The sequence below is a fragment of the Streptomyces diversicolor genome (assembly GCF_057537855.1).
In genome coordinates this window covers 40,501-67,131 of the sequence record NZ_BAAJXA010000024.1, presented here as the reverse complement: position 1 = coordinate 67,131, position 26,631 = coordinate 40,501, and the positions used below count along the sequence as shown (strand labels likewise).

Here is a 26,631-nt window from a genome sequence, read left to right as displayed (position 1 = left end):
GATGGAAGACCCGGAGCAGGTACGGGCCCGGCTTCAGGAGACGGGGTACCTCGTCGACGAGGGGCTGGCCGTCACCTGCTTCCTGGCCCTGAGACTGCACCGGCCGCTGTTCTGCGAGGGAGACGCGGGCGTCGGCAAGACCGCGCTCGCCGCCGCCCTCGCCGAGGCGCTCGACGCCCCGCTGATCCGGTTGCAGTGCCACGAGGGCATCGACGCCGCGCAGGCCCTGTACGACTGGGACTTCCCGCGCCAGCTGCTGCATCTGCGGGCCGCCGAGGCGGCCGGGGTCACCGACGCCGACCGGCTGGAGAGCGAGCTGTACGACCGGCGGTTCCTGATCGCCCGGCCGCTGCTGCGGGCGTTGCAGACCTGCCCCTCGGTGCTCCTGGTCGACGAGATCGACCGGGCCGACGACGAGTTCGAGGCGTTCCTGCTGGAGCTGCTGTCCGAGTACTCGGTGACCGTGCCGGAGCTGGGCACGCTGCGCGCAGAGGTGCCGCCGGTCGTGGTGCTGACCTCGAACCGGACCCGGGAGGTGCACGACGCGCTGAAGCGGCGGTGCCTGTACCACTGGTTCGACCATCCCTCCTTCGCCCGCGAACTGGCCATCGTGCGCCGCCGGCTGCCGGGGGTCGCGGAGCGGCTGGCCGAGCAGGTGACCGCCCTGGTGCAGGCGCTGCGGGGCGCCGACCTGATCAAGCCGCCGGGCGTGGCCGAGACGATCGACTGGGCGCAGGCCCTGGACGCCCTCGGGGCGAGCGAGGTCGACGCGGAGCTGGCGGTGGCCACCCTGGGCTCGGTGCTGAAGTACCGGGAGGACACGGAGCGGGCGCGGGGTCTGGACCTCACGGCGGTGCTGGCGGCCCGGGGAGCGCGGGCGCCATGACGGACAGCGGACGCGGAGGGGTCGAAGGGCGGTGGGCGGACGGGCCCGCGGGGCCCGACACGGTGCTGCTCGGCTTCGTGCGCGCGCTGCGGGCTGCGGGAATCGACGCGAGCACCGAGCGGCTGTACGCCTTTCTGCGGGCGGTCGACGTCCTGCGGCCCGGGGTGCGTGCGGACGTGCACGCGGCGGGCCGGGCCACGCTGTGCGGCGGGCGGGACGACCTGGAGCGGTACGAGCGGGTGTTCGCCGCGTACTTCGGGCCGGCGGGCGGCCCCGCGCCGCCTCCGGCGCGTACCGCCGCCCCGCCCCGGGCCCGGACCCGGATTGCCGTGCGGGACGCCGCGTCCGGTGCCCGCGCGGCGGACGACGGAGCGCCGCCGGGGCCGCCCGCCCTGGCGTTCGCCAGCTCCACCGAGGTGCTGCGCCGTCGCGACCTCGGCGAGCTGGACGCCGCCGAACGCGCCCAGCTCAACCGGCTGCTGGCCGCGTTCGCGCCGCACGGGCAGACCCGGCTGTCCGCGCGCCGCCGGCCGGCCCGGCACGGCGCCGTCGACCCGCGCCGGACCGTGCGGGAGCTGCTGCGACGCGGCGGGGAGCCCGCGCTGCTGCGCCGGCACGCGCGGGTGCGCCGGCCGCGCCGGGTGGTGCTGCTGGTCGACGTGAGCGGTTCGATGGCGCCGTACGCCGATGCGCTGCTGCGGTTCGCGCACGCGGCGGCCCGGCGGGCGCCGACGGAGGTGTTCACCATCGGCACCCGGCTGACCCGGGTGACCCGCGAACTCGGCCACCGCGACCCCGACCTGGCGATGGCGGCGCTCGCGGCGGCCGTGCCCGACTGGCGCGGCGGCACCCGGCTCGGCGTGTTGCTGCGCGAGTTCCTGAGCCGCTGGGGGCAGCGGGGCATGGCGCGCGGCGCGGTCGTCGTGCTGCTCTCGGACGGCTGGGAGCGCGGCGATCCCGGGCTGCTCGGGGCGCAGATGCGCCGGCTGCACGCGCTGGCGCACCGGGTGATCTGGGCCAACCCCCGCAAGGCGCGCCCCGGTTACGCGCCGCTGGCCGGGGGGATGGCGGCGGCCCTGCCGAGCGTGGACACGTTCGTCGAGGGGCACAGCCTGGCGGCGCTTGAGCGGCTGGCGGCCGTGGTGGGCGGGGCGGCGGCGGATGATCCGGCCGAGGCCGCCGGACGGAGAGGAGCGGAGCGTGCGTGAGATTCTTCCGGCCCTGGAGCGCTGGTACGCGGCGGGCGTCCCGTTCGGGCTCGCCACGGTCGTCGCGGTCAGTCGCAGCGCGCCGCGCGGGCCCGGCGCGGCCATGGCGGTCGGGCCCGGCGACGAGGTCGTGGGCAGCGTGTCCGGCGGCTGTGTGGAGGGCGCCGTCTTCGAACTGGCGCAGGAGGTCGTGGCGAGCGGCGAGGCCCGCGTCGAGACCTTCGGCTACAGCGACGAGGACGCGTTCGCGGTCGGTCTGACCTGCGGCGGTGAGATCACCCTGCTGGTGCGGCCGGTGACGCCCGCGGCCGATCCCGTCTTCGGCGCCGTCGCCGCGTCGGTGGCGCGCGGCGAACCCGTGACGGTGGCCACGGTGGTCGACGGTCCTGCACCGCGCGGCGCCACGCTCGCGGTGTGGCCGGGCGCGGTGGCCGGCACCCTCGGCACATCCGGTCTGGACGCGGCGGTCACCGCGGACGCGCGCGGCGAACTGGCCGTCGGCGCCACCGGGTCGAGGCACTACGGCCGGCACGGCGAGCGCCGCGAGGACGCCGTCACCGTGTTCCTCCACTCGTTCGCGCCGCCGCCCCGGATGCTGGTCTTCGGCGCGATCGACTACGCGGCGGCGGTGGCCCGCATCGGCGACTTCCTCGGCTACCGGGTCACCGTGTGCGACGCCCGCCCGGTCTTCGCCACGCCGAAGCGGTTCCCGGCGGCCGTGGACGTCGTCGTGGACTGGCCGCACCGCTATCTCAGCGGCACCGACACCGACGAGCGGACGGTGATCTGCGTGCTCACCCACGATCCGAAGTTCGACGTGCCGCTGCTTCAGGAGGCGCTGCGCCGGCCGGCCGCGTACATCGGGGCGATGGGCAGCCGTCGCACCCATGACGAGCGCAGGAAGCGGCTGGCCGAGGCCGGGGTGGGCGCGCGGGAGCTGGCGCGGCTGCGCTCGCCGCTCGGTCTTGACCTCGGGGCCCGTACGCCCGAGGAGGTCGCCGTGTCCGTCGCCGCCGAGATCGTCGCGCTGCGGTGGGGCGGCAGCGGCGTGCCCCTGACCGCGACCGCCGGGGCCATCCACCCGGCGGGCGCCCGCTGAGTGCGAGGAGGAAGTCATGGAGCTGCACCACGAGTTCACCGTCCCCGTCCCGGTCGACGACGCCTGGCGCGCGCTCCTCGACGTCGAGCGCATCGCGCCGTGCCTGCCGGGTGCCACGGTGGAGGAGTACGACGGCACGACGGTGACCGGCGGGGTGAAGGTCAAGGTCGGCCCGGTCACCGTGACCTACCGGGGCACCGCCGTCTTCGAGGAGAAGGACGGGACGGCGCACCGGATGGTGCTGGTGGCGAGCGGCCGGGAGACCCGGGGGCAGGGCACGGCCCGGGCCACCGTCACCGGCACGCTGAGCGGGCGGGACGGCGGCACGGCGGTGGCGGTGGACACCGATCTGACGGTGACCGGGCGGCCGGCGCAGTTCGGCCGCGGGGTGCTCGCGGAGGTCGGCGACCGGCTGGTGGGGCAGTTCGCCGAGTGTCTGGCCGAGCGGCTGGCCGAGCGACCCGAGGCCCCGGCCCCGGCCCCGGCAGAACCGGAACCCCTGAACCTGATCCGCACGGCCGGTGTCCCGGTGGCCAAGCGTGCGGCGGTCGCGACGGCGGCGCTGGGCGTAGTCCTGCTGCTATGTGCGGGCGTACGCCGATGCCTGCGATCCCGCCACCCCCACTGAACCCCCGCACAGCAGCGCCCCAAAGGGGCGCGGGGAACGGCGCGAACAACCACGACACACCCGCAGCCAACCGACAACAACACACCGCAGCCCAACCAGCGCAGCACCACGGTACGGCAGCGCCCCGCAAGGGGCGCGGGGAACGGCGCGAGCAACCACGACACACCCGCAGCCAACCGACAACAGCACACCGCAGCCCGACCAGCGGAGCGCTACCGCAGTCGGTGGAGCGTCACGTCCGTGAGGGCGGCGTCGGTCAGGGTCGCCGTGAGGTACGTGCAGTGGGGCTGGCGGCGGCGGTCGGTGGGTGAGCCGGGGTTGAGCAGCCGCAGCCCGGTCGGGGCCGTGCTGTCCCAGGGGATGTGGCTGTGGCCGAAGACCAGCACGTCCAGGTCGGGGAAGCGGGCGGCGCAGCGCGCCTCGCGGCCCGCGGCGGGCCCGGTCTCGTGGACGACGCCGAAGCGCAGGCCGCCGAGTTCGACGCGGGCCACTTCGGGCAGGCGGGCGCGCAGCTCGGGTCCGTCGTTGTTGCCGTACACCGCGACCAGCCGCCGGCTGCGGCTCTCCAGCAGATCGAGGGTGGCGGTGTCGACCCAGTCGCCGGCGTGGAACACCACGTCGGCGTGCGGGAGTTCGGCGAGCAGTGGCTCCGGCAGCCGTTTGGCGCGCCGGGGCAGATGCGTGTCGGACATGAGGAGCAGGCGCACAGGGTCAGCGTAGGACAGCGCGCCCCGGCGGCCAGGCGGCGAAATCCCAGCACCGCTCCGGCCGAATTCATCAGGTCAAACTGAACAGGTGCAACTGGACAGTTTCGGCTGTGCGACCTAGGGTGCTCGCCATGGACGACATCTCCGACTCCGCCGCCCGGGCCGCACGCGAGCTGCGCGTGGTGTTCAGCCGGCTGCGGCGCCGCATACGGGAGGTCGCGCGGGACACCGACCTCACGCCCTCCCAGGAGTCGGCGCTCACCCTGGTGGGCAAGCACGGCGCGGCCACCGCCAGCGCCCTGGCCTCCGCCGAGGGCGTACGACCGCAGTCGATGGCCGCCACCCTCGCCGCGCTCGACCAGCACGGCCTGATCCGGCGCGCCCCCGACCCCGACGACGGACGCCGGCAGCTGGTCACCCTCACCGACGCGGGCCGGGCCCGTGTCGCAGGCAACCGGCAGGCGCGCGAGGAGTGGCTGGCCCGGGCCTTCCAGGACCGGTTCACCGAGGACGAGCGCCGCACGGTCCTGAAGGCGCTGACCCTCATGGAACGCCTGTCGCAGCAGTGACACCGAGGCCCGCCCCGCCGCACCATCCACCGAGACACACACCCCGAAAGGCCCGACCGATGGCACTCACCGCCCTCGACCCCCGTACCGCCCTCGTCGTGATCGACCTCCAGCGCGGCATCGCCTCCGCGCCCACGCAGCCGTACGGCGGCCCCGAGGTGGTGGCCCGCTCCGCGGAGCTGGCCGACGCCTTCCGCGCCCATGACCTGCCCGTGGTCCTGGTCCGGGTCTCCTTCGCCGCGGACTGGGCGGACCGGGTCCCCGGCCGCACCGAGCACCAGGGTCCCGGCGGCGCCTACCCGGAGGGCTGGGACGTGATCGTCGACGAGTTGTCCGGACACCCCGGCGACATCCGCGTCACCAAGCACAACTGGGGCGCCTTCCACGGCACCGACCTCGACGTCCAGCTGCGCCGCCGGGGCGTCACCCAGATCGTGCTGACCGGCATCGCCACCAGCATCGGCGTCGAGTCCACCGCCCGCGCCGCCTACGAGCACGGCTACCACGTCACGGTCGCCACGGACGCCGTCGCCGACATGACGCCCGAGGCGCACGCGAACAGCGTCGAGCGGATCTTCCCGCGGCTCGGCGAGACGGGCACGACGCAGGAGATCCTTCAGCTCCTGGCCAAGACCCACGGCTGACCCCGCCCCGGCCCGGCCCCGGTGCGGGGTGGTCGCCGCCCGCACCGGCGACCGGGTTAACATTCGGCAACGCATGCCGTGCCACCAAGGCAACGGGAAGCGAGCTAAGGGGGCTTGGAAGCCGGATGCCGGTCAAGGTCAGTGTCATCGTCCCCGTCTACAACCCCGGGCCGTACATCGAGGACTGCGTCGCCTCGATGCTGCGGCAGTCGCTGCCCGACGACGAGTACGAAGTGATCTTCGTCGACGACGGCTCCACCGACGCCACCCCGGCGAGACTGGACGAGCTGGCCGCCGAGCACCCGCAGATCACGGTCATCCACCAGCCGAACTCCGGCTGGTCGGGCAAGCCCCGCAACGTGGGGATCGCCGCCTCCCGCGGCGAGTTCGTGATGTTCGTCGACAACGACGACTACCTCGGCGACGAGGCCCTGGAGCGGATGTACGAGTACGGGGTGGCGCACAAGGCCGACGTGATCGTGGGCAAGATGGCCGGCAAGGGCCGGCCGGTCCCGGTGGAGCTGTTCCGGCGCAACCATCCGCGCGCCACCGTCGGCAACGCCCCGCTCATCGACAGCCTCACCCCGCACAAGATGGTCCGGCGCGCCTTCCTGGAGCGCACCGGACTGCGCTTCCCCGAGGGCCGGCGCCGTCTGGAGGACCACGTCTTCGTCACGGAGGCGTATCTGCGCGCGGACAACGTCTCCGTGCTCAGCGACTACGTCTGCTACTACCACGTGAAGCGGGGCGACGCCTCGAACGCCGGTTTCCAGCCCTTCGAACCGGTCGGCTACTTCAAGAACCTCCGCGAGGCCCTGGACGTCGTCGAGCGGTACACCGAGCCGGGCCCGCTGCGCGACCGGCTGCTGCGCCGCTGGCTGCGCGTCGAGATCGTCGACCGGATGAGCGGCCGGCGCCTGCTCGGCCTCCCCGACGACTACCGGCGGCAGTTGTTCCAGGAGATGCACAAGGTGGTCGTGGAACGGTTCGGGCCGGGCGTCGCCCCCGGTCTGCGCCCGGGGCAGCGCATCGTCGCCGCGCTGATCAGGGACGGCCGGTACGACGACCTGGTCGCCCAGGCCGAATGGGAGGCCGGGGTCGGCCCGCGGGCCGTGCCGACCGGCGTGGAGTGGCGCGACGGCACGCTGCGGGTCTCCTTCCGCGCCGAGTACCAGCACGGCGGCGAGCCCCTGACCTTCCCCGTCGACGGGGAAGGCACCCCCGCGGCCACACCGCCACAGGACCTGGACCAGGCGGTGGCCTGGCTGGGCGCGGACGCCGTCGACGGCTTCGAGAAGGCGACCGTCGACCTCGTCCTGCGCGACCGCGCCAGCTCCGCCTCCTTCTTCCAGCCGGTGGAGGTCACCCGTGAACGGGTCCCGGCCGGCGACGGCCGCGTCCGGCTGGTGCTGCACGCGACGGCCGGCGTCGATGCCGGCACCGCGGCGGGCGGCACCGCGCTGCACGCCGGCCTGTGGGACGCGTACGTGCGGTTCGGCCTCGGCGGCTGGACCAAGGAGTGCCGGCTGGGCCCGGTCCGCGGGCCCGACCGGCCCACGCCGCCCGCCGGAGTCGTCGCGGACCGCGTGGTGCTGCCGTACTGGACCAAGCAGCACGACAACTTCTCCCTGGACGTCGACCGGGCGGGCAAGGCGCTCGGCCTCGGCCGGCTGACACCCGAGGACGCCGCGGTCTCCGACACCCATCCGCTGAGCGCCGCGCTGCCCCTGTACGTCCCCGACCGCATCCCCGTCCTGGTGCGGCTGACCAACGCGGCGACCGGCGAGCGGCGGCAGCGGACCGGGACGCTCACCCCGGCCGAGGGCACCCGCTCGCTGCTGGAGGCCGGGGTGCCGCTGCGCGAGCTGCGCGGGGCCGCCTGGCGGCTTGAGGTGTGCCTCGTCCCGCAGGCCGAGGCGCCCCGCTTCCTGCCGCTGCCGCTCGTCCTGCGGCCCGGACGCGGCGGCGGCGCCCTGCTGAGCCGTCCCGCCGCGCCGGGATGGGTGCGCCGGCTGGTGCGCCGGGCGCGGCGCGTCCTGGACGCCGTACTGCGCGGGACGGCGTCGGGGGCGGGGGCACCGCGGGCGACGGCACGGAAGGGATGACACAGTGCGGGAACTGGAGATCTCGGACGCCTGGGTCCTGGAACCCAAGGTCTTCCCGGACCACCGGGGCAGCTTCCACGAGTGGTTCCGGGGCGAGGAGTTCCGCGAGGCCACCGGCTACGACCTGAACCTCGCCCAGGCCAACTGCTCGGTGTCCCGGCGGGGTGTGCTGCGCGGGGTGCACTTCGCCGACGTGCCGCCCGGCCAGGCCAAGTACCTGACCTGTGTCCGCGGGGCCGTGCTCGACGTGGTCGTGGACATCCGCGTCGGCTCGCCCACCTACGGCCGGTGGGAGGCGCTGCGCCTTGACGAGGACAACCGGCACGCGGTCTTCCTCGCCGAAGGGCTCGGGCACGCGTTCATGGCGCTCACCGACGACGCCACGGTGCTGTACCTGTGCTCGACCGGCTACGCGCCGAAGCGTGAGCACGCGGTGCACCCGCTGGACCCGCGGCTGGGCATCGAGTGGCCGCGGGGCATCACACCCGTGCTGTCCGAGAAGGACGCCGCGGCGCCCACCCTGGCCGAGGCGGAGCGGTCCGGTCTGCTGCCCTCTCACGCGGACTGCTCCGCCCACTACGAGCGGCTGCGCTCCGGGCGGCTCAGCGGCTGACGCCGTACTGCGCCACCGCACGGCGCAGCGGCTCCCAGCCGCGGGACCGCTTGGTGCCACGGTTGCGGGCCGCCGCGAGCGGCCCCCAGAAGCCGGCCGACAGCAGCGCCTCGGGCCGCACGGCCGTGGTGCGCTCCAGGATCGACTCGGGCACCTTCTGCGGATCGGGCACCTCGAACTCGGCGACGATCTCGTCGTAGTTGTCCCTGAGCACCGTGTCGGACGGGTCGGCCCCGAAGACCAGGAGCTGCCCGGTGGGAGCGGTGTCGACGAGGACCGTCACGAGGTCGGGCCGGTGGCGGCCCAGGATCTCCACGAGCTTGTAGACGTCGCCGGTCCAGGCGTTGGTGTGCCGGTCCCGGGCCGCCTCGTCCACGGTGCGCGGCAGCATGTCGTCGAAGACGATCACGCTGGCCCAGTCCGAGTGCCGCTCGATGTTCATGAAGTCGCGCAGCGCGTACTCGAACAGGTGCATGCCGTCGATGAACGACAGATCGAGGGTGGTGCGCCGCCAGTACCCGAGCGGGCTGCGGTTGCGGGCGATGTTGCGCAGCGGGTGCCGGCCGCCCCGCAGATGCGCGAGCGGGTTCTCGCGGGCGAAGAAGTCGTCGCTGGTCGCCTTGGCGAGGTGGACGTCGCAGCGGATCTCCGTGACCACCTTGAACGCGGGGTCGATCGCGATGCTCGGCACCCGGGACAGCGTCAGGCTGCGGCCGTCGTTGACGCCGATCTCCAGGTAGTTGCGGTTCGCGGTGACCTTGTGCAGTTCCCGCAGGAACTCGTGCCGTTTCACTGGGACATCTCCTCGCGGATGTGGGGCAGTGCTTCGTGCAGGGCGGCCCGCCAGTCGCGCGGCGGTGCCAGGCCGATCTCCCGCCACCGGCCGTGCCCGAGGGCGCTGTAGGCGGGCCGGGGCGCGGGACGCGGGAACGCGGCGCTGCCGACCGGGCGCACCCGGTCCGGGTCCGCGCCCACCAGCGCGAACACCTCCCGGGCCAGTTCGTGCCAGCTGGCCTCGCCGCGACTGGTGGCGTGGAACACTCCGTGCGGGCCGCCGTCCGGGGTGAGCCGGGCGGCGAGGTCCGCGATCCGGGCGGCCACGTCCGCGCTCCAGGTGGGCTGGCCACGCTGGTCGTCGACCACGTCGACGGTGTCGCGGCGGGCCTCCAGTTCCAGCATGGTGCGCACGAAGCTGGGCCCGTGGACGCCGTACAGCCAGGCGGTGCGGACGACGACGGCGCCCGGGAGTTCGCCGAGCACCGCACGCTCGCCGGCGAGCTTGGTGCGGCCGTAGGCGGTGCGCGGGGCCGGCGGGTGGTCCTCGGGGTAGGGCGTGCGGGCGACGGTCCCCGTGGCCGGGTCCGGGGTGCGGGGCTGCCGCTCGCCGTCGAAGACGTAGTCGGAGGAGATGTGCACCAGGCGGGCGCCCCGGGCGGCGCAGGCGCGGGCGAGCAGGCGCGGCCCGTCGCCGTTGACGGCGAGCGCGCGGGCCTCGTCAGTCTCGGCGGCGTCGACGGCGGTGTACGCCGCGCAGTTGACGACCACGTCCGGGCGGTGCTCCTCGAACGCCCGCCGTACCGCGTCGGGTTCGGTGATGTCGAGTGCCGCGCGGTCGAGGCCGCGTACGTGCGCGCCGCGGCGGAGCAGTTCCTCAACCGTGTCCCGGCCGAGCATGCCGCCCGCCCCGGTGACCAGCCACCTCATCGCGCCCCCCGCTGTTTGAGCGGCTGCCACCAGGCGCGGTTCTCGCGGTACCAGGCGACGGTCTCGGCGAGGGCGGTGGTGAAGTCGCGCCGCGGGCGGTAGCCCAACTCGTCGCGGGCCTTGCTCCAGTCGACCGAGTAGCGCAGGTCGTGGCCCTTGCGGTCCGCGACGTGGTCGACCCGGTCCCAGTCGGCGCCGCAGGCCGCCAGCAGCAGGGCGGTGAGGTCCCGGTTGCTCAGCTCGGTGCCGCCGCCGATGTTGTAGACCTCGCCGGGGCGGCCCTTCGTTCGGACCAGTTCGATGCCCCGGCAGTGGTCGTCGACGTGCAGCCAGTCGCGGACGTTGCGCCCGTCCCCGTACAGCGGGACCCTGAGGCCGTCCAGCAGGTTGGTGACGAACAGCGGGACGACCTTCTCCGGGAACTGGTGCGGGCCGTAGTTGTTGGAGCAGCGGGTGACCCGGACGTCGAGGCCGTGGGTGCGGTGGTAGGCGAGGGCGAGCAGGTCGGCGGACGCCTTCGAGGCGGAGTAGGGGGAGTTGGGGGCCAGCGGGTGGGTCTCCGGCCAGGAGCCTGACGCGATGGAGCCGTAGACCTCGTCGGTGGAGATGTGCACGAACGGGCCGACGCCGTGGCGCAGGGCCGCGTCCAGCAGCGTCTGGGTGCCGACCACGTTGGTGAGCACGAACGCGCCGGCCGCGTCGATCGACCGGTCCACGTGTGATTCGGCGGCGAAGTGCACGACCTGGTCGGCGTCCGCCATCAGCTTGTCGACCAGTCCCGCGTCGCGGATGTCGCCGTGCACGAAGTCGAGGCGGGGGTGGCCGACGGGCAGGTTGGTCAGCGTGCCGGCGTAGGTGAGCTTGTCGAGCACCGTGATCCGGGGCGTGTGCGGGGCGTCGGCGGCGAGCAGCGCGCGCACGTACGCGGAGCCTATGAACCCGGCGGCGCCGGTGACGAGGAGATTCATGAACGGATCTGCACCTTGCTGTGGTCTCCGAGGACGAGGCGGTGGGCACTGGGCACCTTGGCCGTCGGGGTCACCTCGACATGCCGGCCGATCAGCGAGGACTCGATCCGGCCCACCCCGTCGATGGACGAGTCGCGCAGCACGATGGAGAACTCCAGCTCGCTGCCGGTGATCCGGCAGTTCTCCGCGACGGAGGTGAAGGGCCCGACGTAGGAGTCGCGGACGACGGTCCCGGCCCCGATGACGGCGGGGCCGACGATCCGCGAGTTGAGTATGCGCGCGCCGCGCTCGACCACCACCCGGCCGACGGTCTCGGACCGCTCGTCCACCTCACCGTCGATGCGCCGCTGCACGGACTCCAGGACGGTCCGGTTGACCTCCAGCATGTCGCCGACGTTGCCGGTGTCCTTCCAGTAGCCCTCGACGAGCGTGGAGCGCACGTCGGCGTCGGCGTCGATGAGGTGCTGGATGGCGTCGGTGATCTCCAACTCGCCGCGCCAGGACGGCCGCACGGCGCGTACGGCCTCGTGGACGGCGGGGCTGAACAGATAGACCCCGACCAGCGCCAGGTCGCTCTTGGGCCGCCGCGGCTTCTCTTCGAGGCCCACCACCCTGCCGGACGCGTCGAGTTCGGCGACGCCGAAGGAGCGCGGGTCGGGGACGTGGGTGAGCAGGATCTGGGCGTCGGGGCGGCACACCCGGAACTCCTCGACGAGGTCGCTGATGCCGCCGACCACGAAGTTGTCGCCGAGATACATCACGAAGTCGTCGTCCCCGAGGAAGTCCCGCGCGATCAGCACCGCGTGGGCCAGTCCCAGGGGCCGTTCCTGGGGTATGTACGTCACCTTCAGGCCGAACGCCGAGCCGTCGCCGACCGCCGCCTCGATCTCGGCGGCGGTGTCGCCGACGATCATCCCTACCTCGGTGATCCCGGCCGCCGCGATGGACTCAAGGCCGTAGAACAGCACGGGCTTGTTGGCCACCGGCACGAGCTGTTTCGCCGATGTGTGCGTGATCGGACGCAGCCGTGTACCGGCGCCGCCGGAGAGCACGAGTGCCTTCATCTGCCACACCCTATAGGCGATCGTCCGGATCGGACCTTCGTTTGTCTTGCCGGCCGGTTACGACGGTACGTCCTCGGTGCTACCGGAACCTTTCCGGGGGGTGGAATCCGGCTGGGCGCGGTGCCGCCGTCACCGGGGCGACGGTGTCAGTTCCCCTCCGGTTCGCTCGCGTCCCGCTGCACCTCGGCCTCGACGTCGGTCAGGGACCGGCCCTCGTCGCGGGCGTACTCCCTCAGCGCGGTCTGCAGGTCCCGGGCCAGGTCCCGCCAGGCCCGTACGGCGGTCTCGTAGGTGTCCGCCTGGGTGGCGGTCAACTGGGCCTCGGCCGGGGGTCCGTAGGCTTCCCGCAGCTCCTGTACCTGGGCGTGGGCGGCGTCGGCCGCGCGCTGTTTGGCGACGAGTTCTTCGAAGGTGTGCGACACGGCATGGACCCTAGGCACGGCGTGCGCGCCGTGCCACCGCGACCTGCCGGGCGGGCCGGGCACCGGTACCCGTGTGGCGGTCAGCCGCCGAGCGTCAGCTCGGCCCACACCTGTTTGCCGCCGCCCGCCGGTACCGTCCCCCACGCCGCCGACATGGCCTCCACCAGCAGGATGCCCCGGCCGCCGGTTGCCTCCCAGCCGAGGCTGGTGGGTCTGACGGGGGTGCGGGGCGAGACGTCGGCGACGGCGACGCGGAAGCGGTGGTTGACCAGTGTGAGGTCGAGGCGTACCTGGCCGTCGGTGTGCACGAGCGCGTTGGTGACCAGTTCGGAGACGACGAGGAGCACGGCGTCCCAGGTGTCGGCGGGCACGCCCCAGGAGCGCAGGGTGCGCCGGGTGAAGCGGCGGGCGTGCCGCACCGCCTCGGGCACCCGCCACACGGTCCAGCTCTCCCGTCGCGGGCGTACGGCCATGCCGTCGTAGCGCAGGAGCAGCAGCGCCACGTCGTCGCCGCGGTGGGCGCCGCCGAGCAGGGCGTCGGCGACCTGCCCCAGGTGGGCCGGGTCGGCGGCGGCCAGTTCGCGGGCGAGCCGGGCAAGGCCCGCGTCGACGTCCTCCTCGGCGGACTCGACCAGGCCGTCGGTGGTCAGCGCGAGCAGGGTGCCGGGCCGCAGCCGCAGCTGGGTCATCGGGAAGTCGGCCTGGGGCAGCACGCCCAGCGGGGGTCCGCCCGCGGCCTCCACGACCTGTGTGCCGGCGTCCGGGTGGCGCAGCACGGGGGGCAGGTGACCGGCCCGTACGCACCAGGCCGAGCCCTCCTCCATGTCGACGTCGACGTAGGCGCAGGTGGCGAAGAGGTCCGTCTCCATCTCCAGCAGGAGCCGGTTGGCGTGCGAGACGACCACGTCGGGCGGGTGGCCCTCGGCGGCGTAGGCGCGCAGCGCGGTGCGCATCTGGCCCATGAGGGTGGCGGCGCCCGCGTTGTGGCCCTGGACGTCGCCGATGACGAGGGCGACGTGGTTGTCGGGCAGCGGGATCACGTCGTACCAGTCGCCGCCGACCTCCAGGCCCGCGGTGGTGGGCAGATAGCGGGCGACGGCGACCCCGCCGGGCAGCCGGGGCAGCCGGCGCGGCAGCAGGGCGCGTTGCAGCATGCCGACCAGTTCGTGCTCGGCGTCGAAGGCGCGAGCGCGCATCAGGGCCTGCCCGGCCAGGCCCGCGGAGGCGGTGAGCAGGGCGCGCTCGTCGGGGCCGAAGTCGTGGGGGCGGTCCCAGCCGATCAGACAGGCGCCGACGGTGCGGCCTGCGGCGGACAGCGGCAGCACGGCAAGGCCGCCGGGCCCGACCCCGGCGAGTGCGGGCTCCAGGGCGGTGCCCGCGGGCCAGATCCGGGCGCGGCCCTCGCTGAGGGCCGCGGCGAGGGTGGGCATGGAGCGCACCGGGGCGTCGGGCCACTCGGTGCGCCATTCGCTGCGCCACAGCTCGGGCCAGGCCGCGGGTTCGGGCGGGTCGAGGACGATGACCACGAGCCGGTCGTTCTCCAGCTCGGCGAGGGCGATCCGGTCGGCCTGGAGCGGTCCGCGCAGCGCGGCCACCACGGCCTTGCTGACGTCCTTGACGGTGCCCGCGGTGGCGAGGGAGGCGGCCAGCCGCTGCACACGGGCCACATCGGTGACGTCCGAACGGACCGTGGAGGCGTCGGCGACGGTGCCGACGAGCCGGGCCGGGCGGCCGTCGCCGCCGGACAGCAGCCGGCCGCGCAGCCGCAGCCACTTCGGCGGGCCCGGGGGTTGCAGGACACGGAACTCCAGCTCGCGTTCGCCGAGCGACATGTGGTCGGCCTCGACGACGGACATGAGCGAGGGCAGGTCCTCGGGCACGGTCAGGCCGAGCAGTGTCTCCACCTTGCCGTCAAAGGTTTCCCGGCCGATGCGGAACAGCTCCAGGATGCGCTCTCCGACCTCGATCCGGCCGGTGTCCATGGCCAGGCTGAACGCGTCGGCGGGCAGTTCGCCGGCCTCCTCGGGCCGGGCCGCCTCGGGCAGCGGGACCGCGCCGGCGACCAGGGCGAGGACGGCGCGGTCCGCGCCGTCGAAGCCGTGGGGGTTCTCGGTCGCGGCGAGCAGCACGCCGTCGCCGTGCACCGGGAGTGCGGCCACGCAGAAGTCCGGTGACGGGGTGCGGCGGGCCCCGGGCGAGCCGGCCAGTTCCTCGGGGCCGAGCCACCCCGGCCGCCCGGTGCGATGGGCCTCGGCGGCCGGGGAGCGGCCGGAGACGGGATAGCTGTCGCGCAGTCCGTACAGGGTGCGCGGCAGTCCCGCCGACACGGTGAGGCAGAGCAGGGTGCCGTCGTCACCGAGGGTGTACAGGCCGGCGAAGGCGGCGCCGGCGAGGACGAGGGCCTGTTCGAGGACGCGGCGGGGCCGGTCGGCGGTACGGGGGTCGGCGGCGAGCGCTTCGAGGGCGGCTTCGGCACGTTCCGTCCTCGTTCCGCGTACCGCAGCGCCCTCACTGACCACGTCCGCCATTACAGCGCTTATGGGACGTCTGCGCAGCCCCTGTGACCGTCCCGTGGAGCCACGGACCGGCCGTCCACCCGGCCCTACGGCGCAATCCGCGAGCGCCCGCGAGGCGGCACGGCGCGTTGACGCCAGGTTGACGGCCCCCGCCTCACACACGGTCACGCCCCAGCCGGCCGGCCCCGCACGGACGGCGCCCCGCCGTGATGGGCGGCGCCGAACGGAAGGCGACCGGCCGGGATCGACGGCACCGTACGGACGACGACCGGCAGGGACGGACTGCGCCCCACGGACGGTGGCCGGCCGGGGCGGACGATGATCCGGCCGGGATGGGCGGCGCCGTGGGGGGCGGTGGCCGGCCGAGGGGCGGCGGTGCCGGAGGTGTGGCCTGCACCGCTGAGGCGCCACGCGGAGGGCGGCGGCCCCCGCGGGGCGCCGCACCTGCCCCTGTGCGCCGCCGGGTCCGGCGGCGCACAGGGGCATGCAGGGGCCCGCTGCCCGGCGCTCCCGCACACCGCCCGCCTCCCCCACCTCAGTCGCCGTCGCCGTACACCGTCGCCGTCGCCGTACGCCGTCGCCGTCAGGCCCGGCGGTGACCGTCACGGCCCGAGCCGTCCGCCGCCCCTCGGGCGACGTGGTGGCCGGTGGTCGCACCGGCCCGGGGGCCGGCCGTGGGTGTCGTTCGCCGTGCGGGGGGCGGCGGCGCGAGGGAGTCTTGTGGCCTGGGATGCGCGGCGCGCCGCGTGAGGAGGTGGTCGCCGTGTCCGACGGGCGGACGCCCCCGGCGGCCGCGGCCGATGCGCGGTCCGGCCGGCCGCTGCTGTCGCTGTCCCTGGCGGCGATGATGGAACAGGTCGACGCGCACTCCGGCGCGGTCTATCTGCTGGCGCCGGACGAGCCCGTGCTGGAGATGGCGGTGATGGCGGGGCTGCCGCGGGCGTTCGCGGCACCGTGGGAGCGGATCGGGCTGAGCGCACCGGTCCCGGTGTCCGAGGCGGTCCGCGAGCGCCGGCTGGTCTGGGTGGGCGGCGAGGAGGACATGGCACGCCGCTACCCGCGGATCTCCGTGGTCCTCCCCTACCCCTTCGCGCTGGCCGCGCTGCCCCTGGCCACCGCGGGCACCACCTACGGCGCGGTGTACGTGACCTGGCCGGCGACGCATCCGCCGGAGCTGTCCGACCGGGAGCGCGACCGGCTGACGCGAGCCTGCCATCTGCTCGCGACACGCCTGGAGCAGGCCACGCGGGAGCGGCGCGCCACGCGGCACGAGCCGGATCTGCCGGCGGTCCCGGTGCCGGACCTGGCGGGCACGCCGGGAACCGTCGAGGCGGCCCGGATGGTGGCCCGGCTGCCGTACGGGCTGGTGTCGCTGGATCTGCACGGCCGGGTGGGCTTCGCCAACGCCGCGGCGGCCGAACTGCTCGGCGCCGCCGCCGAGGACCTGCTCGGCACCCATCTGTGGGCCTCGGTGCCCTGGCTGGACGATCCCGTCTACGAGGACCGCTACCGGGCGGCGCTGATCAGCCAGCGCCCCACCTCGTTCGTGGCGCTGCGCCCGCCGGGCGACTGGCTGTCCTTCCGGCTGTACCCGAGCACGACCGGGCTGAGCGTGCGCATCGGCAGGGCCCGCGCGGCGGCGGAGCTGGCGCAGCACGCGCCGCGAGCCGAGAACCCGTCCCGGCTGGTCACGATCTCGCAGGTGCTGAGCCTCGCGGGCGCGCTGACCGAGGCGGTGGGCGTGCAGGACGTGGTGCAGCTCGTCGCGGACGAGATCTGCCCGGCCGTGGGCAGTCAGGCCCTCGTGCTGCTGGGCTCCCAGGCCGGGCGGCTGCATGTGCTGGGCCACCGCGGATACGCGGACGCGCGGGCCGTCGAGCGGTTCGACGGCCTGCCGCTGGTCAAACGCACGCCCGGAACGCATGTCCTCAGGAGCGGGGTGCCGGCCTTCTTCGAGTCGCGGCAGCAGCTGGAACACCTGTATCCGAACCGGCACGCGGTACCGGACGGCTTCGCCGCCTGGGCCTATCTGCCGCTGATCGCGTCGGGGCGGCCGGTGGGCACCTGTGTGCTCGCCTACGCGCAGCCGCACGCCTTCCCCGCGGACGAGCGGGCCGTGCTGACCAGCCTTGGCGGGCTGATCGCACAGGCCCTGGAGCGGGCCAGGCTCTACGACACCAAGAACCAGCTGGCGCACGGGCTGCAGGCGGCCCTGCTGCCGCACTCGCTGGTCCGGCTGCCCGGCATCGAGGCGGCGGCCCGCTATCTGCCGGCCACGCAGGGCATGGAGATCGGCGGCGACTTCTACGACCTGGTGCCGACCCGGCCGTTCGCGGCGGCGGTGATCGGGGACGTCCAGGGCCACAATGTGACCGCGGCCGGGCTGATGGGGCAGATCCGTACCGGGGTGCGGGCGTTCACGACCGGGGGCCAGTCGCCCGAGGAGGTCATGAGCAGCACCAACCGGCTGCTGATCGATCTGGGGGCCGAGCTGTTCGCGAGCTGTCTGTATCTGCGGCTGGACCCGGCGCGCGGGCGGGCCGTGATGGCACGGGCGGGGCATCCGCCGCCGCTGCTGAGACGGCCGGACGGCCGGGTGCGGGTGCTGGACCTGGCGGGCGGTCCGCTGCTGGGCATCGACGCGGCGGCGACGTATCCGACCACGGAGGTCGGGCTCGCTCCCGGCGCGCTGCTCGCCCTGTACACCGACGGTCTGATCGAGTCGCCCGGCGTCGACATCGAGGACGCGCTGGCCGATCTGGGCGAACTGCTGGCCACGGCGGGCGACCAGCCGCTGGAGTACCTGGCCGACGAGGTGGTGCGGCACAGCGTGGCGGCGCGCGAGCGGGCGGACGACGTGGCGGTGCTGCTGCTGCGGGCGCGGGCGGACGGCTGAGCCGCAGCAGCCGGCGCGCGACACGGCCCGGCCCTCCCGCCGGAGGGCCGGGCCGTCCACCGTCGGCCGGAACCGCGGGTGAGGCCGATCAGTGGGTCCTGGAGCGGGACGCCCCCGCGTGCGCCCCGGTGCCGGTCTGGTCACCGTTGCCGGTCTGATCACCGGTGCCGGTGCCGGTCTGGTCGCCGGTGCCGTTGCCGGACTGGTCGCCCGCGCCGGCCTGGCCGCCGTCCATCGGGTCGCCCGCGCCGGGCGGGTCCTGTGCGGACGCGGACGGGTCGGCGGCCCCGCCGACCCCGTCGCCGCCCGCCTGGTCACCGCCGCCGTTCTGGTCGCCCGCGCCGCCGGCGCCGAGGGTGGCGCCGGTCGCCTGGAGGGCGGTGGTCACCGGCTGGAAGAAGGTCTCGCCGCCGCTGGTGCAGTCGCCGCTGCCGCCGGAGGTGAGGCCGAGCGCGCTGCCGTCCTGGGTGAACAGCGGTCCGCCGCTGTCGCCGGGTTCGGCGCACACGTCCGTCTGGATCAGCCCGGTCACGGTGTCCACGCCGCTCGGGTCGGTCTCGCTCTGGAAGTTCACGGTCGCGTCGAGCCCCGTGACCGTGCCGTCGTGCAGACCGGTCGTCGAGCCCATCCGGAGCACCGCCTGGCCGACGGTGGCCTCGGCGGCCTGGGCGATCTGTACGCTCTGCCCGCCTGAGACATTGACCTCGCTGGGCGCCTGCGTGGTGGCGTCGTCGTAGGTGACCAGGGAGAAGTCGCCCTCGCCGGGGAAGGTCGCCTGGTCCACGGTGGCGATCGGCTGACCGGTCTCGGAGTCGGACCAGTTCTCGGCGGCGACCCCGCAGTGACCGGCCGTCAGGAAGGCGGGGCTGCCGTCGGACGCGGTGACGTTGAAACCGAGGGAGCAGCGGACGGTGCCGCCCTGCACCTGGGAGAAGACGGCGTCGCCGCCCGCGACGAAGGTCTTGAAGGTGCCCGCGGACTTCTTGATGGTCGCCATGCCGGAGCCGAGGCCCTGGACGGTCGACTCCAGCCTGTCCCAGCGGGCGCCGGTGACCGTGCTGTCGGCGGTGACCTGGATCCGGTTGGTCCGCGGGTCGACGGCCCAGGAGGTGCCGGGGATGGTCGCCTCGGTCCGCAACGTCCGTGCGGCGGACTCCAGTTCGGCCGTGCTGTTGTCGACACGGCGGACCACCGCGCCGGCCTGCTCCGCCCGGAGCGTCGCGTTCTCGTCGCCGCCGGCCACGTTGACGACGAGCTGCCGGCTGCCGCTGTCGTAGTAGGAGCCGGCGAAGGCGTCGCCGAGCAGGCCGCGCACCTGCGCGGCGAGATCCGAGGCGTCGTTCGCCCTCAGGGTCCTGGGGGCCGCGCCGGCCGCCTCCTCGTCCTGGGACGCGTTGGCGTTGGGCAGCAGGAGGGCCGCGGCCCCGAGCGCCGCGACACCGCCCACCGCTATCGCGGCCTTGCGCTTCGGAATTCGCTTGTGACTCAACCTTCTCGACCTCCTGGGGACGGGGTCTGTGCCGCTGTCGGGCAGTGGATCGGGGGCGCGCCTGGCTGGCCCTAGGTACGGACGGGTCGCGCGGGGCGTTCAATCACATCCGCCAACTCGCCGTACACACAGGCGAATCGGCCACGCTGCCGGTGCCGCGGGGCGGGCCCGGGACCAATCTCCCTATGGCGATGACCACCGCCGAAGTCGGCACGGCCCTCCGCGCCCGCCGCGCGCCCGGGGTGCTCGGTCCCGGCCTGTTCGTCGAGGCGGCCGGCGAGGACCGTGCCGTGTTGTGTCAGCCCTGCCCGGGCGGCCGGCCCGGGAGGGCGGCGGGCTGCCGGGGCAGGCGCCGAGGGCCGACACCGCGGCGGTGATCGCCGTGCCGGTGGCGCGCGGCGCCTGCGCGCCGATGGTGACGGTGCGGCGGCCGACGTCCTTCCAGCGGGCGGTGACGGGTCCGGATGTCCTGATCGAGGCGGTGTTCACGACACGCTCCGCACCCGCTTGATCACCGAACGTTCCGAACAGGTGGCGGAACAACCGGTTCAGGGAATCTGCACATCGATTGCCCAAGCGGGTCACGGGAGGCGGCGGATCTGCACAACCGCGCGCCCCCTCCCGCGTCTTTGGCGCGGAGTGCCGGATTCCGCCGGGCGGTGGCAAGCGTTCGGGTGCACCGATGCCGTGCCGCATGTGAAGGAGTCGCCGACAAGTCGTGCGCACACCTGCACCGCACCGGCCCCGGTGGCTCCCAAGTGCCCAGGTGAGGGCGGTGATTGATTGGAAGGGCGAGCCGCGTGCGTGCTTTGATCCAACGCACCGCGGGGCCTTGCGGGGCTCCCGGCGACGGGCGCCCGGCGCCCGCGGCCCGCGGCCGTCCCCAGAGGGGGCCGCTCTCCCCCTTGTGAATATCCATATGAAGGGAAGTTCCGACATGAACTCCACCCCCCAGGTCGAGACCGCCGAGATCTCCGACGCCGAGCTGGACAACGTCTCCGGCGGCCTCGCCCTGAACGCCGTCGGCACCGTCACGGGCCTGGTGGACGGCGTCGCTCCGGTCTCCGGTCTGCTCAACACCGCCGTGGGCACCGTCGAGGGTGTCACCGGTCTGAACACCCAGCCGGTCACCAACCTGGTCGCCGGTCTCTGACCGCACCTCGTTGCCGCCGGGTCCCGGAGCCGTCCGACGGCTCCGGGACCCTCCGGCGTCGCGCCGTCCGCCGTGACCACAGCACCTCGCAGGTGAGGGAAGTTCCGTGCAGTTCCGCCAACAGGCCCTCGCCAAGCTCCAGTCACCGGAGGAGCTGGACCTTCCGGTGCGCCTCGCCCGCCCGCAGGGCTGGCTCGCGCTGTCCGTCACGCTCGTCGTGCTGGCGGCCGCCGCCGTGTGGGCGGTGACCGGTTCGGTCGCCTCCACGGTCGGCGCACCGGCCATCCTCACGCACGGGCAGGGCAGTTACCTCCTGCAGAGCCCGGTCGCGGGACAGGTCACCGCCGTTCTCGCCCGGCAGGGCGAGCGGCTGCCCGCCGACGCGCCCGTGCTGAAGGTCCGTACGGCCAAGGGCGACTCGGTCGTGCGCACGGTCGCCCCCGGCCGGATCACCGCGCTGTCCGCCACCATCGGCCAGATCATCGGCACCGGCGCCAACGTCGCCGCCGTGGAGAAGGTCGCCCATGCCTCGGACCCGCTGTACGCGACGGTGTACGTGCCCGCCGAGAACGCCGCCGCCATCCCGGCGCACGCCCCCGTCGACCTGACCGTGTCGTCGGTGCCGACGCAGGAGTACGGGGTGCTGCGCGGCCATGTGAAGTCGGTGGACCGCACCGCCCAGTCCGCGCAGTCGATCGCGGCGTTCCTCGGCGACGGCCAGCTGGGCGAGCAGTTCACCCGTGCGGGCCGCCCGGTGGCCGTCCTGGTCGCGCTCGACAAGTCGGCGACGAAGAGCGGCTTTCGGTGGTCCACGGCCGGCGGGCCGCCGTTCGGGCTCGACTCCATGACCCTCGCCTCCGCCTCGGTCGAGCTGGCCGACCAGCGTCCCGTCGATTGGCTGCTTCCGTGAGCACGACACAGAAGACCCGTGACCGCCGACGCGCCGCTTCGGCGAAGCGTCCGGTGCCCAGGCCCCGCGGTGGCACGGTCCGTACCCCCACGGTGCTCCAGATGGAGGCGGTCGAGTGCGGCGCCGCCTGTCTCGCGATGGTCCTCGGCCACTACGGCCGGCATGTGCCGTTGGAGGAGCTGCGCATCGCCTGCGGTGTCTCCCGCGACGGCTCCCGCGCCTCCAACCTGCTGAAGGCGGCCCGGAGTTACGACCTGACGGCCAAGGGCATGCAGATGGACCTGGCCGCGCTGGCGCAGGTCGCGGCGCCGGCCGTGCTGTTCTGGGAGTTCAACCACTACGTCGTCTACGACGGCATGGGCCGCCGCTTCGGCCGGCGCGGGGTGTACATCAACGACCCCGGCAAGGGCCGCCGGTTCGTGCCCATGGAGGAGTTCGACGGCAGTTTCACCGGCGTGGTGCTGGTGATGGAACCGGGCGACGGCTTCCGCAGGGGCGGGCGCCGGCCGGGTGTGCTCGGCGCGATGCCGGCCCGGCTGCGCGGCACCGCGGGCACCCTGCCCGCCGCCGTCCTGGCCAGCCTGCTGCTGGTCGCGGTCGGCGCGGCCGTGCCCGCGCTCAGCCGCACCTACATCGACATGTTCCTCATCGGCGGCCGGACCTCGCTGCTCGGCGTGCTGTTCGCCTCGATGGCCACCTGTGTGCTGCTCACCCTGGTGCTGACCTGGCTCCAGCAGGCCAACCTGCTGCACGGCCGGATCATCTCCTCCACCCTGTCCAGCGCCCGCTTCCTGCGCCATCTGCTGCGGCTGCCGGTCACGTTCTTCTCCCAGCGCTCCCCCGCCGACCTGGTGCAGCGGCTGCAGTCCAACGACCAGGTCGCCGAGACCCTGGCCCGCGACCTCGCGGCGGCGGGCGTGGACGCCGTCGTGGTCCTGCTGTACGCCGTGCTGCTCTACACCTACGACCCGCAGCTGACGTTCGTCGGCATCGGTGTGGCGCTGCTCAACGTGGTGGCCATGCGGCTGGTCGTACGGCTGCGGGCGACCCGCACGGCGAAGCTGCGGGCGGACACCGCACGGCTGACCAACACGTCGTACACGGGGTTGCAGCTGATCGAGACGATGAAGGCGACGGGCGGCGAGGACGGCTTTTTCCGCAAGTGGGCCGGGCAGCACGCCAGCACGCTGGAGGAGCAGCAGCGGCTCGGGGTGCCGAGCGCGTGGCTCGGGGTGGTCGCGCCGACGCTCGCCACGTTCAACAGCGCGCTGATCCTGTGGATCGGCGGCCTGCGGGCGGTGGAGGGCCATATCTCGGTCGGTCTGCTGGTCGCGTTCCAGGCGCTGGTGGCCCGCTTCTCGGCACCGCTGACCCGGCTGAACGGGGTGGCGGGCCGCATCCAGGACTTCGCGGCCGACGTGGCCCGGCTGAAGGACGTGGAGAGCTTCCAGGCCGATCCGCGCTATGCCAGGCCCGGCTCCGGCGACTCGACGCGCCGGCTGCACGGGCATGTCGAGCTGGAGAACGTGACGTTCGGCTACAGCCCGCTGGACAAGCCGCTGCTGAGCGGGTTCGACCTGACCGTGGGCCCGGGACAGCAGGTGGCGCTGGTGGGCGGCTCGGGCAGCGGCAAGTCCACCGTCTCCCGGCTGATCTCGGGCCTGTACGCGCCGTGGGACGGGGTGATCCGCATCGACGGCCGCCGTCTTGAGGACATTCCGCGCGGCGCGCTTGCCGCCTCCGTCTCCTTCGTGGACCAGGACGTCTTCCTCTTCGAGGGCTCGGTCCGCGACAACGTGGCCCTGTGGGATCCCTCGATCCCGGACGAGGCCGTGGTGGAGGCGCTGAAGGACGCGGCGCTGTACGACATGGTGCTGCGCCGCCCTGGCGGCATCCACGGCAGGGTCGAGCAGGACGGCCGCAACTTCTCCGGCGGGCAGCGCCAACGCCTGGAGATCGCACGGGCGTTGGTGCGCCGGCCGAGCATCCTGGTGCTGGACGAGGTGACCAGCGCGCTGGACGCGGAGACCGAGCTGGTCGTGATGGACAACCTGCGCCGGCGCGGCTGTGCCTGCGTGGTGATCGCGCACCGGCTGAGCACGGTCCGCGACAGCGACGAGATCGTGGTGCTCCAGCACGGCACGGTCGTCGAGCGCGGCCGGCACGAGGAGTTGGTGGCACGCGGCGGCACATATGCGGCCCTGGTCAGGGAGCGCTGAGATGACGACGGTCCAGGAGGGGTACGACGGCGATGTCGTCCTCGGCGCGCTCGGCTCGCTGGGCACGCGCGTGGACTGCGCCGGCCTCAACCGCGTCGACCTGGACGGCCCGCAGGTGCTGTGGCTGGTCGCGGCCGGCGCCCTGGACCTGTTCGCGGTGGACGCCGCCCAGCAGGGCCACTGGCACCACCTCGGCCGGCTGGAGGCGGGCGCGCTGCTGCTCGGCCCGGTCACCGGCCCCCAGCACACCCTGGTGGCCCGCCCGGTGCGCGACTGCGTGCTGCACCGCGTCGGTCTGCGCGAGCTGTACCAGCCGGCGCACACCCAGACCTGGTCGTACGACGAGTACGGCACCCCGCAGTACGTTCCGCCCGCCGGCAGCCCGCTGGAGTACGCGGTCGCGCTCGGCGTGGGCCGCGGGCTGTCCGTCCTCTTCCAGGCCCCGATGGCCGAGGACCGCTCCCAGGCGCCCGCCGACGACGACGTCTTCTGGATGCGGGTGCCGCCGGGCAGCGTCCAGTACGGCTCGCTCTATGGTGCTGAGGCCGCCGCCGATCTGCTGATGGACCCGGCGCTGTGGCAGTCCATGGTGGATCAGCAGTACCGGCTGCTGACCGCGCTGGACCGCTGGATCGAGCAGGTGGAGCGCACCCATGAGTCCCGTGCGGCCGCCGGCATCAAGGCCGGTGAGGAGGTCCGCGCCCAGGCCGACCGGACGCTGCTCGCCGCCATCGGCAGGCGCTCGGCGCGCCGCAGCACGGCCGCCGACGCGGATGCCGGGTATGCGGCCTGCAAGCTGGTCGCCGAGGCCGCCGGGATCAGGCTGGCCGAGCCCGCCCGCAGCGGCGCCGAGAGCGACCGCCTCGACCCGGTGGAGCGGGTGGCCCTCGCCTCCCGGGTGCGCACCCGGGCCGTGCGGCTCCAGGGCCGCTGGTGGCGGGAGAACGTGGGCCCGCTGGTCGGGCACCGGGCGCTGTCCGGGGCGCCGGTCGCGCTGCTGTGGCGGCGCGGCGGCTATGTGGCCGTCCATCCCGGCACGGGGCGCGAGACGCCGGTCGAGAAGGCGAACGCCGAGGAGTTCGAGCCGCGGGCGGTGATGTTCTACCGGCCGCTGCCCGACAAGGGTCTCACGCCGCTCGGCCTGCTGCGGTTCAGCCTGCACGGCACCCGCGGCGACCTGCTCGCTCTGCTCCTCGCGGGGCTGGTGACGGTGGCCGTCGGCGCGCTGGTGCCGGTCGCGACCGGCAGGGTGCTCGGCGCGTACGTGCCGAAGGCGCAGACGAGCCTGATCGTCCAGGTCTGTCTTGCCGTGATGGTCAGCGGTGTGGTGGCGGCGGCGTTCACGCTGCTGCAGAACCTGTCCATCCTGCGTCTTGAGGGCCGGATCGAGGCCGCGCTGCAACCGGCCGTGTGGGACCGGCTGTTGCGGTTGCCGACCCGGTTCTTCACCCAGCGCTCCACCGGTGAACTCGCCAGTGCCGCGATGGGCGTCAGCGCGGTCCGCCGGCTGCTGGCGGGCGTCGGCCCGGTGGTCGCGCAGTCGGTGACCGTCGGTGCGATGAACCTGGGCCTGCTGTTCTGCTACAGCCCATCGATGGCGATGGCGGCGCTCGGCATGCTGGTCGTCATCGCGGCCGTGTTCCTGGGGCTCGGGCTGTGGCAGGTGCGCTGGCAGCGGCGGCTGGTGGTGCTCGGCAACAAGCTGAACAACCAGGCGTTCCAGACCCTGCGCGGCCTGCCCAAGCTGCGGGTGGCGGCGGCCGAGAACTACGCGTACGCCGCCTGGGCGCGGGAGTTCGCGCGCAGCCGGGAGCTCCAGCAGCGGGTCGGCCGGATCAAGAACCTGACGACGGTGCTGGGCGCGGTCTATCTGCCGGCGTCCACGCTGCTGATGTTCATGCTGCTGGCGGGCCCGGCGCAGGGCACGATGTCGGCGGCGGACTTCCTCACCTTCAACACCTCGGTGACGATGGTGCTCACCTCGGTCACCCAGCTGACCGGGTCCTTCGTCTCCGCGGTGGCCGCGCTGCCGCTGTTCGAGCAGATCAAGCCGGTCTTCGAGGCGAGCCCCGAGGTGCGCTCGGCGAGCACCCGGCCGGGCCCGCTGTCGGGCGCCCTGGAGGCCCGCCGGCTCTCCTTCAGGTACGCCGACGACGGGCCGCTGGTCCTCGACGACGTGTCCTTCGAGGTGCGGCCGGGCGAGTTCGTGGCGATCGTCGGCCCGAGCGGTTGCGGCAAGTCCACCCTGCTGAGGCTGCTGATCGGGTTCGACCGGCCGGTCTCGGGCAGTGTGCTGTACGACGGGCAGGACCTGGCGGCGCTCGACCAGTCGGCCGTGCGCCGGCAGTGCGGGGTGGTCCTCCAGCACGCCCAGCCGTTCACCGGGTCGATCCTGGACGTCATCTGCGGCGCCGAGCCGTACACTCCTGAGGAGGCGATGGCGGCGGCCGAGCTGGCGGGGCTCGCCGAGGACATCAGGCGGATGCCGATGGGCCTGCACACGATCGTCTCCGGCGGCGGCGCGGTCTCCGGCGGTCAGCGGCAGCGGCTGATGATCGCGCAGGCGCTGATCCGGCGTCCGCGCATCCTGTTCTTCGACGAGGCGACCAGCGCCCTGGACAACGACACCCAGCGCACGGTCATCGAGAGCACGCGCAAGCTGAACGCCACGCGGATCGTCATCGCCCACCGGCTGTCGACGGTGCTGGACGCGGACCGGATCGTGGTGCTGGAGGACGGCCGGATCACCCAGCAGGGCCCGCCCGCCGAGCTGCTGGCCGACACCGGGGGGCGGCTGCACGAGCTGGTGCGGCGGCAGCTGGCGTGAGGGG

General features: G+C 74.1%; 22 protein-coding genes. 14 read left to right on the top strand and 8 right to left on the bottom strand.

From position 1 onward, the window contains the following. The first annotated feature begins 1 nt into the window (after position 1). The 4 genes from AC27LF_RS26900 to AC27LF_RS26885 are packed head-to-tail and all read left to right on the top strand — an operon-like array spanning position 2 to position 3,821. Positions 2–886: an AAA family ATPase gene (locus tag AC27LF_RS26900; RefSeq protein WP_479660977.1), complete on the top strand. Its 885-nt coding sequence runs from the start codon at positions 2–4 to the stop codon at positions 884–886. Further along, positions 883–2,094, top strand: a complete 1,212-nt coding sequence (locus AC27LF_RS26895; RefSeq protein ID WP_479660978.1) for a vWA domain-containing protein — start codon at positions 883–885, stop codon at positions 2,092–2,094. The genes AC27LF_RS26900 and AC27LF_RS26895 overlap by 4 nt, the downstream gene beginning before the upstream one ends. Next, positions 2,087–3,193, top strand: a complete 1,107-nt coding sequence (locus AC27LF_RS26890) for an XdhC family protein (RefSeq protein ID WP_479660979.1) — start codon at positions 2,087–2,089, stop codon at positions 3,191–3,193. The genes AC27LF_RS26895 and AC27LF_RS26890 overlap by 8 nt, the downstream gene beginning before the upstream one ends. A 16-nt stretch (positions 3,194–3,209) precedes the next feature. Next, positions 3,210–3,821, top strand: a complete 612-nt coding sequence (locus tag AC27LF_RS26885; protein ID WP_479660980.1) for an SRPBCC family protein — start codon at positions 3,210–3,212, stop codon at positions 3,819–3,821. A gap of 212 nt (positions 3,822–4,033) precedes the next feature. On the opposite strand, the gene AC27LF_RS26880 is transcribed toward AC27LF_RS26885, so the two are convergent. Then, positions 4,034–4,528 (bottom strand): metallophosphoesterase family protein, encoded by a 495-nt coding sequence (locus AC27LF_RS26880; RefSeq protein WP_479660981.1) that lies wholly within the window; start codon positions 4,526–4,528, stop codon positions 4,034–4,036. Between the two features lie 131 nt (positions 4,529–4,659). Between AC27LF_RS26880 and AC27LF_RS26875 the strand changes: the two genes are divergently transcribed. The 4 genes from AC27LF_RS26875 (at position 4,660) to rfbC (ending at position 8,459) form a co-directional block, all read left to right on the top strand. After that, positions 4,660–5,097 carry a MarR family winged helix-turn-helix transcriptional regulator gene (locus AC27LF_RS26875; protein ID WP_479660982.1) on the top strand — a complete coding sequence of 146 codons (438 nt, stop codon included), beginning with the start codon at positions 4,660–4,662 and terminating at the stop codon, positions 5,095–5,097. Positions 5,098–5,156: 59 nt separating this feature from the next. Next, the gene (locus tag AC27LF_RS26870) at positions 5,157–5,741 is read left to right on the top strand and encodes a hydrolase (protein WP_479660983.1); all 585 of its coding nucleotides are present in this window, start codon (positions 5,157–5,159) and stop codon (positions 5,739–5,741) included. Positions 5,742–5,866: 125 nt separating this feature from the next. Beyond that, complete coding sequence (locus tag AC27LF_RS26865; protein WP_479660984.1) at positions 5,867–7,846, top strand: glycosyltransferase family 2 protein; 1,980 nt, start codon at positions 5,867–5,869, stop codon at positions 7,844–7,846. 4 nt (positions 7,847–7,850) lie between these two features. Next, positions 7,851–8,459 (top strand): dTDP-4-dehydrorhamnose 3,5-epimerase, encoded by a 609-nt coding sequence (gene rfbC, locus AC27LF_RS26860; protein WP_479660985.1) that lies wholly within the window; start codon positions 7,851–7,853, stop codon positions 8,457–8,459. Here rfbC and AC27LF_RS26855 read toward each other — a convergent pair. The 6 genes from AC27LF_RS26855 to AC27LF_RS26830 form a co-directional block, all read right to left on the bottom strand. Further along, positions 8,449–9,252, bottom strand: a complete 804-nt coding sequence (locus AC27LF_RS26855) for a class I SAM-dependent methyltransferase (protein WP_479660986.1) — start codon at positions 9,250–9,252, stop codon at positions 8,449–8,451. The two genes, rfbC and AC27LF_RS26855, sit on opposite strands and share 11 nt — an antisense overlap. Further along, the gene (gene rfbD, locus AC27LF_RS26850; protein ID WP_479660987.1) at positions 9,249–10,163 is read right to left on the bottom strand and encodes a dTDP-4-dehydrorhamnose reductase; all 915 of its coding nucleotides are present in this window, start codon (positions 10,161–10,163) and stop codon (positions 9,249–9,251) included. The genes AC27LF_RS26855 and rfbD overlap by 4 nt, the downstream gene beginning before the upstream one ends. Next, positions 10,160–11,131 carry a dTDP-glucose 4,6-dehydratase gene (gene rfbB, locus AC27LF_RS26845; protein WP_479660988.1) on the bottom strand — a complete coding sequence of 324 codons (972 nt, stop codon included), beginning with the start codon at positions 11,129–11,131 and terminating at the stop codon, positions 10,160–10,162. Before rfbB ends, rfbD begins: the two co-directional genes overlap by 4 nt. Further along, a complete protein-coding gene (locus tag AC27LF_RS26840) occupies positions 11,128–12,195 on the bottom strand; it encodes a glucose-1-phosphate thymidylyltransferase (protein ID WP_479660989.1) in 1,068 nt (355 codons plus the stop codon). Before AC27LF_RS26840 ends, rfbB begins: the two co-directional genes overlap by 4 nt. A gap of 146 nt (positions 12,196–12,341) precedes the next feature. Next, positions 12,342–12,617: a hypothetical protein gene (locus AC27LF_RS26835; RefSeq protein WP_479660990.1), complete on the bottom strand. Its 276-nt coding sequence runs from the start codon at positions 12,615–12,617 to the stop codon at positions 12,342–12,344. A gap of 80 nt (positions 12,618–12,697) precedes the next feature. Then, entirely contained in the window at positions 12,698–15,145 is a 2,448-nt protein-coding gene (locus AC27LF_RS26830; protein WP_479664456.1) for a SpoIIE family protein phosphatase, read from the bottom strand. Positions 15,146–15,863: 718 nt separating this feature from the next. Between AC27LF_RS26830 and AC27LF_RS26825 the strand changes: the two genes are divergently transcribed. Then, a complete protein-coding gene (locus tag AC27LF_RS26825; RefSeq protein ID WP_479660992.1) occupies positions 15,864–18,029 on the top strand; it encodes a PP2C family protein-serine/threonine phosphatase in 2,166 nt (721 codons plus the stop codon). A gap of 88 nt (positions 18,030–18,117) precedes the next feature. On the opposite strand, the gene AC27LF_RS26820 is transcribed toward AC27LF_RS26825, so the two are convergent. Next, the gene (locus AC27LF_RS26820; RefSeq protein ID WP_479660993.1) at positions 18,118–19,518 is read right to left on the bottom strand and encodes a S1 family peptidase; all 1,401 of its coding nucleotides are present in this window, start codon (positions 19,516–19,518) and stop codon (positions 18,118–18,120) included. Positions 19,519–19,813: 295 nt separating this feature from the next. Here AC27LF_RS26820 and AC27LF_RS26815 point away from each other — a divergent pair, with 295 nt between their 5' ends. From AC27LF_RS26815 to AC27LF_RS26795, 5 genes are all read left to right on the top strand, one after another. After that, positions 19,814–20,029 (top strand): hypothetical protein, encoded by a 216-nt coding sequence (locus tag AC27LF_RS26815; RefSeq protein ID WP_479660994.1) that lies wholly within the window; start codon positions 19,814–19,816, stop codon positions 20,027–20,029. 426 nt (positions 20,030–20,455) lie between these two features. Then, positions 20,456–20,671, top strand: a complete 216-nt coding sequence (locus AC27LF_RS26810) for a type A2 lantipeptide (RefSeq protein WP_479660995.1) — start codon at positions 20,456–20,458, stop codon at positions 20,669–20,671. Between the two features lie 106 nt (positions 20,672–20,777). Continuing rightward, positions 20,778–21,581, top strand: coding sequence for a hypothetical protein (locus AC27LF_RS26805; protein ID WP_479660996.1), 804 nt, complete (start codon positions 20,778–20,780; stop codon positions 21,579–21,581). Continuing rightward, positions 21,578–23,800, top strand: coding sequence for an NHLP family bacteriocin export ABC transporter peptidase/permease/ATPase subunit (locus AC27LF_RS26800; protein ID WP_479660997.1), 2,223 nt, complete (start codon positions 21,578–21,580; stop codon positions 23,798–23,800). The genes AC27LF_RS26805 and AC27LF_RS26800 overlap by 4 nt, the downstream gene beginning before the upstream one ends. Before the next feature lies 1 nt (position 23,801). Then, entirely contained in the window at positions 23,802–26,627 is a 2,826-nt protein-coding gene (locus AC27LF_RS26795) for an NHLP bacteriocin export ABC transporter permease/ATPase subunit (protein ID WP_479660998.1), read from the top strand. Positions 26,628–26,631: the final 4 nt, after the last annotated feature.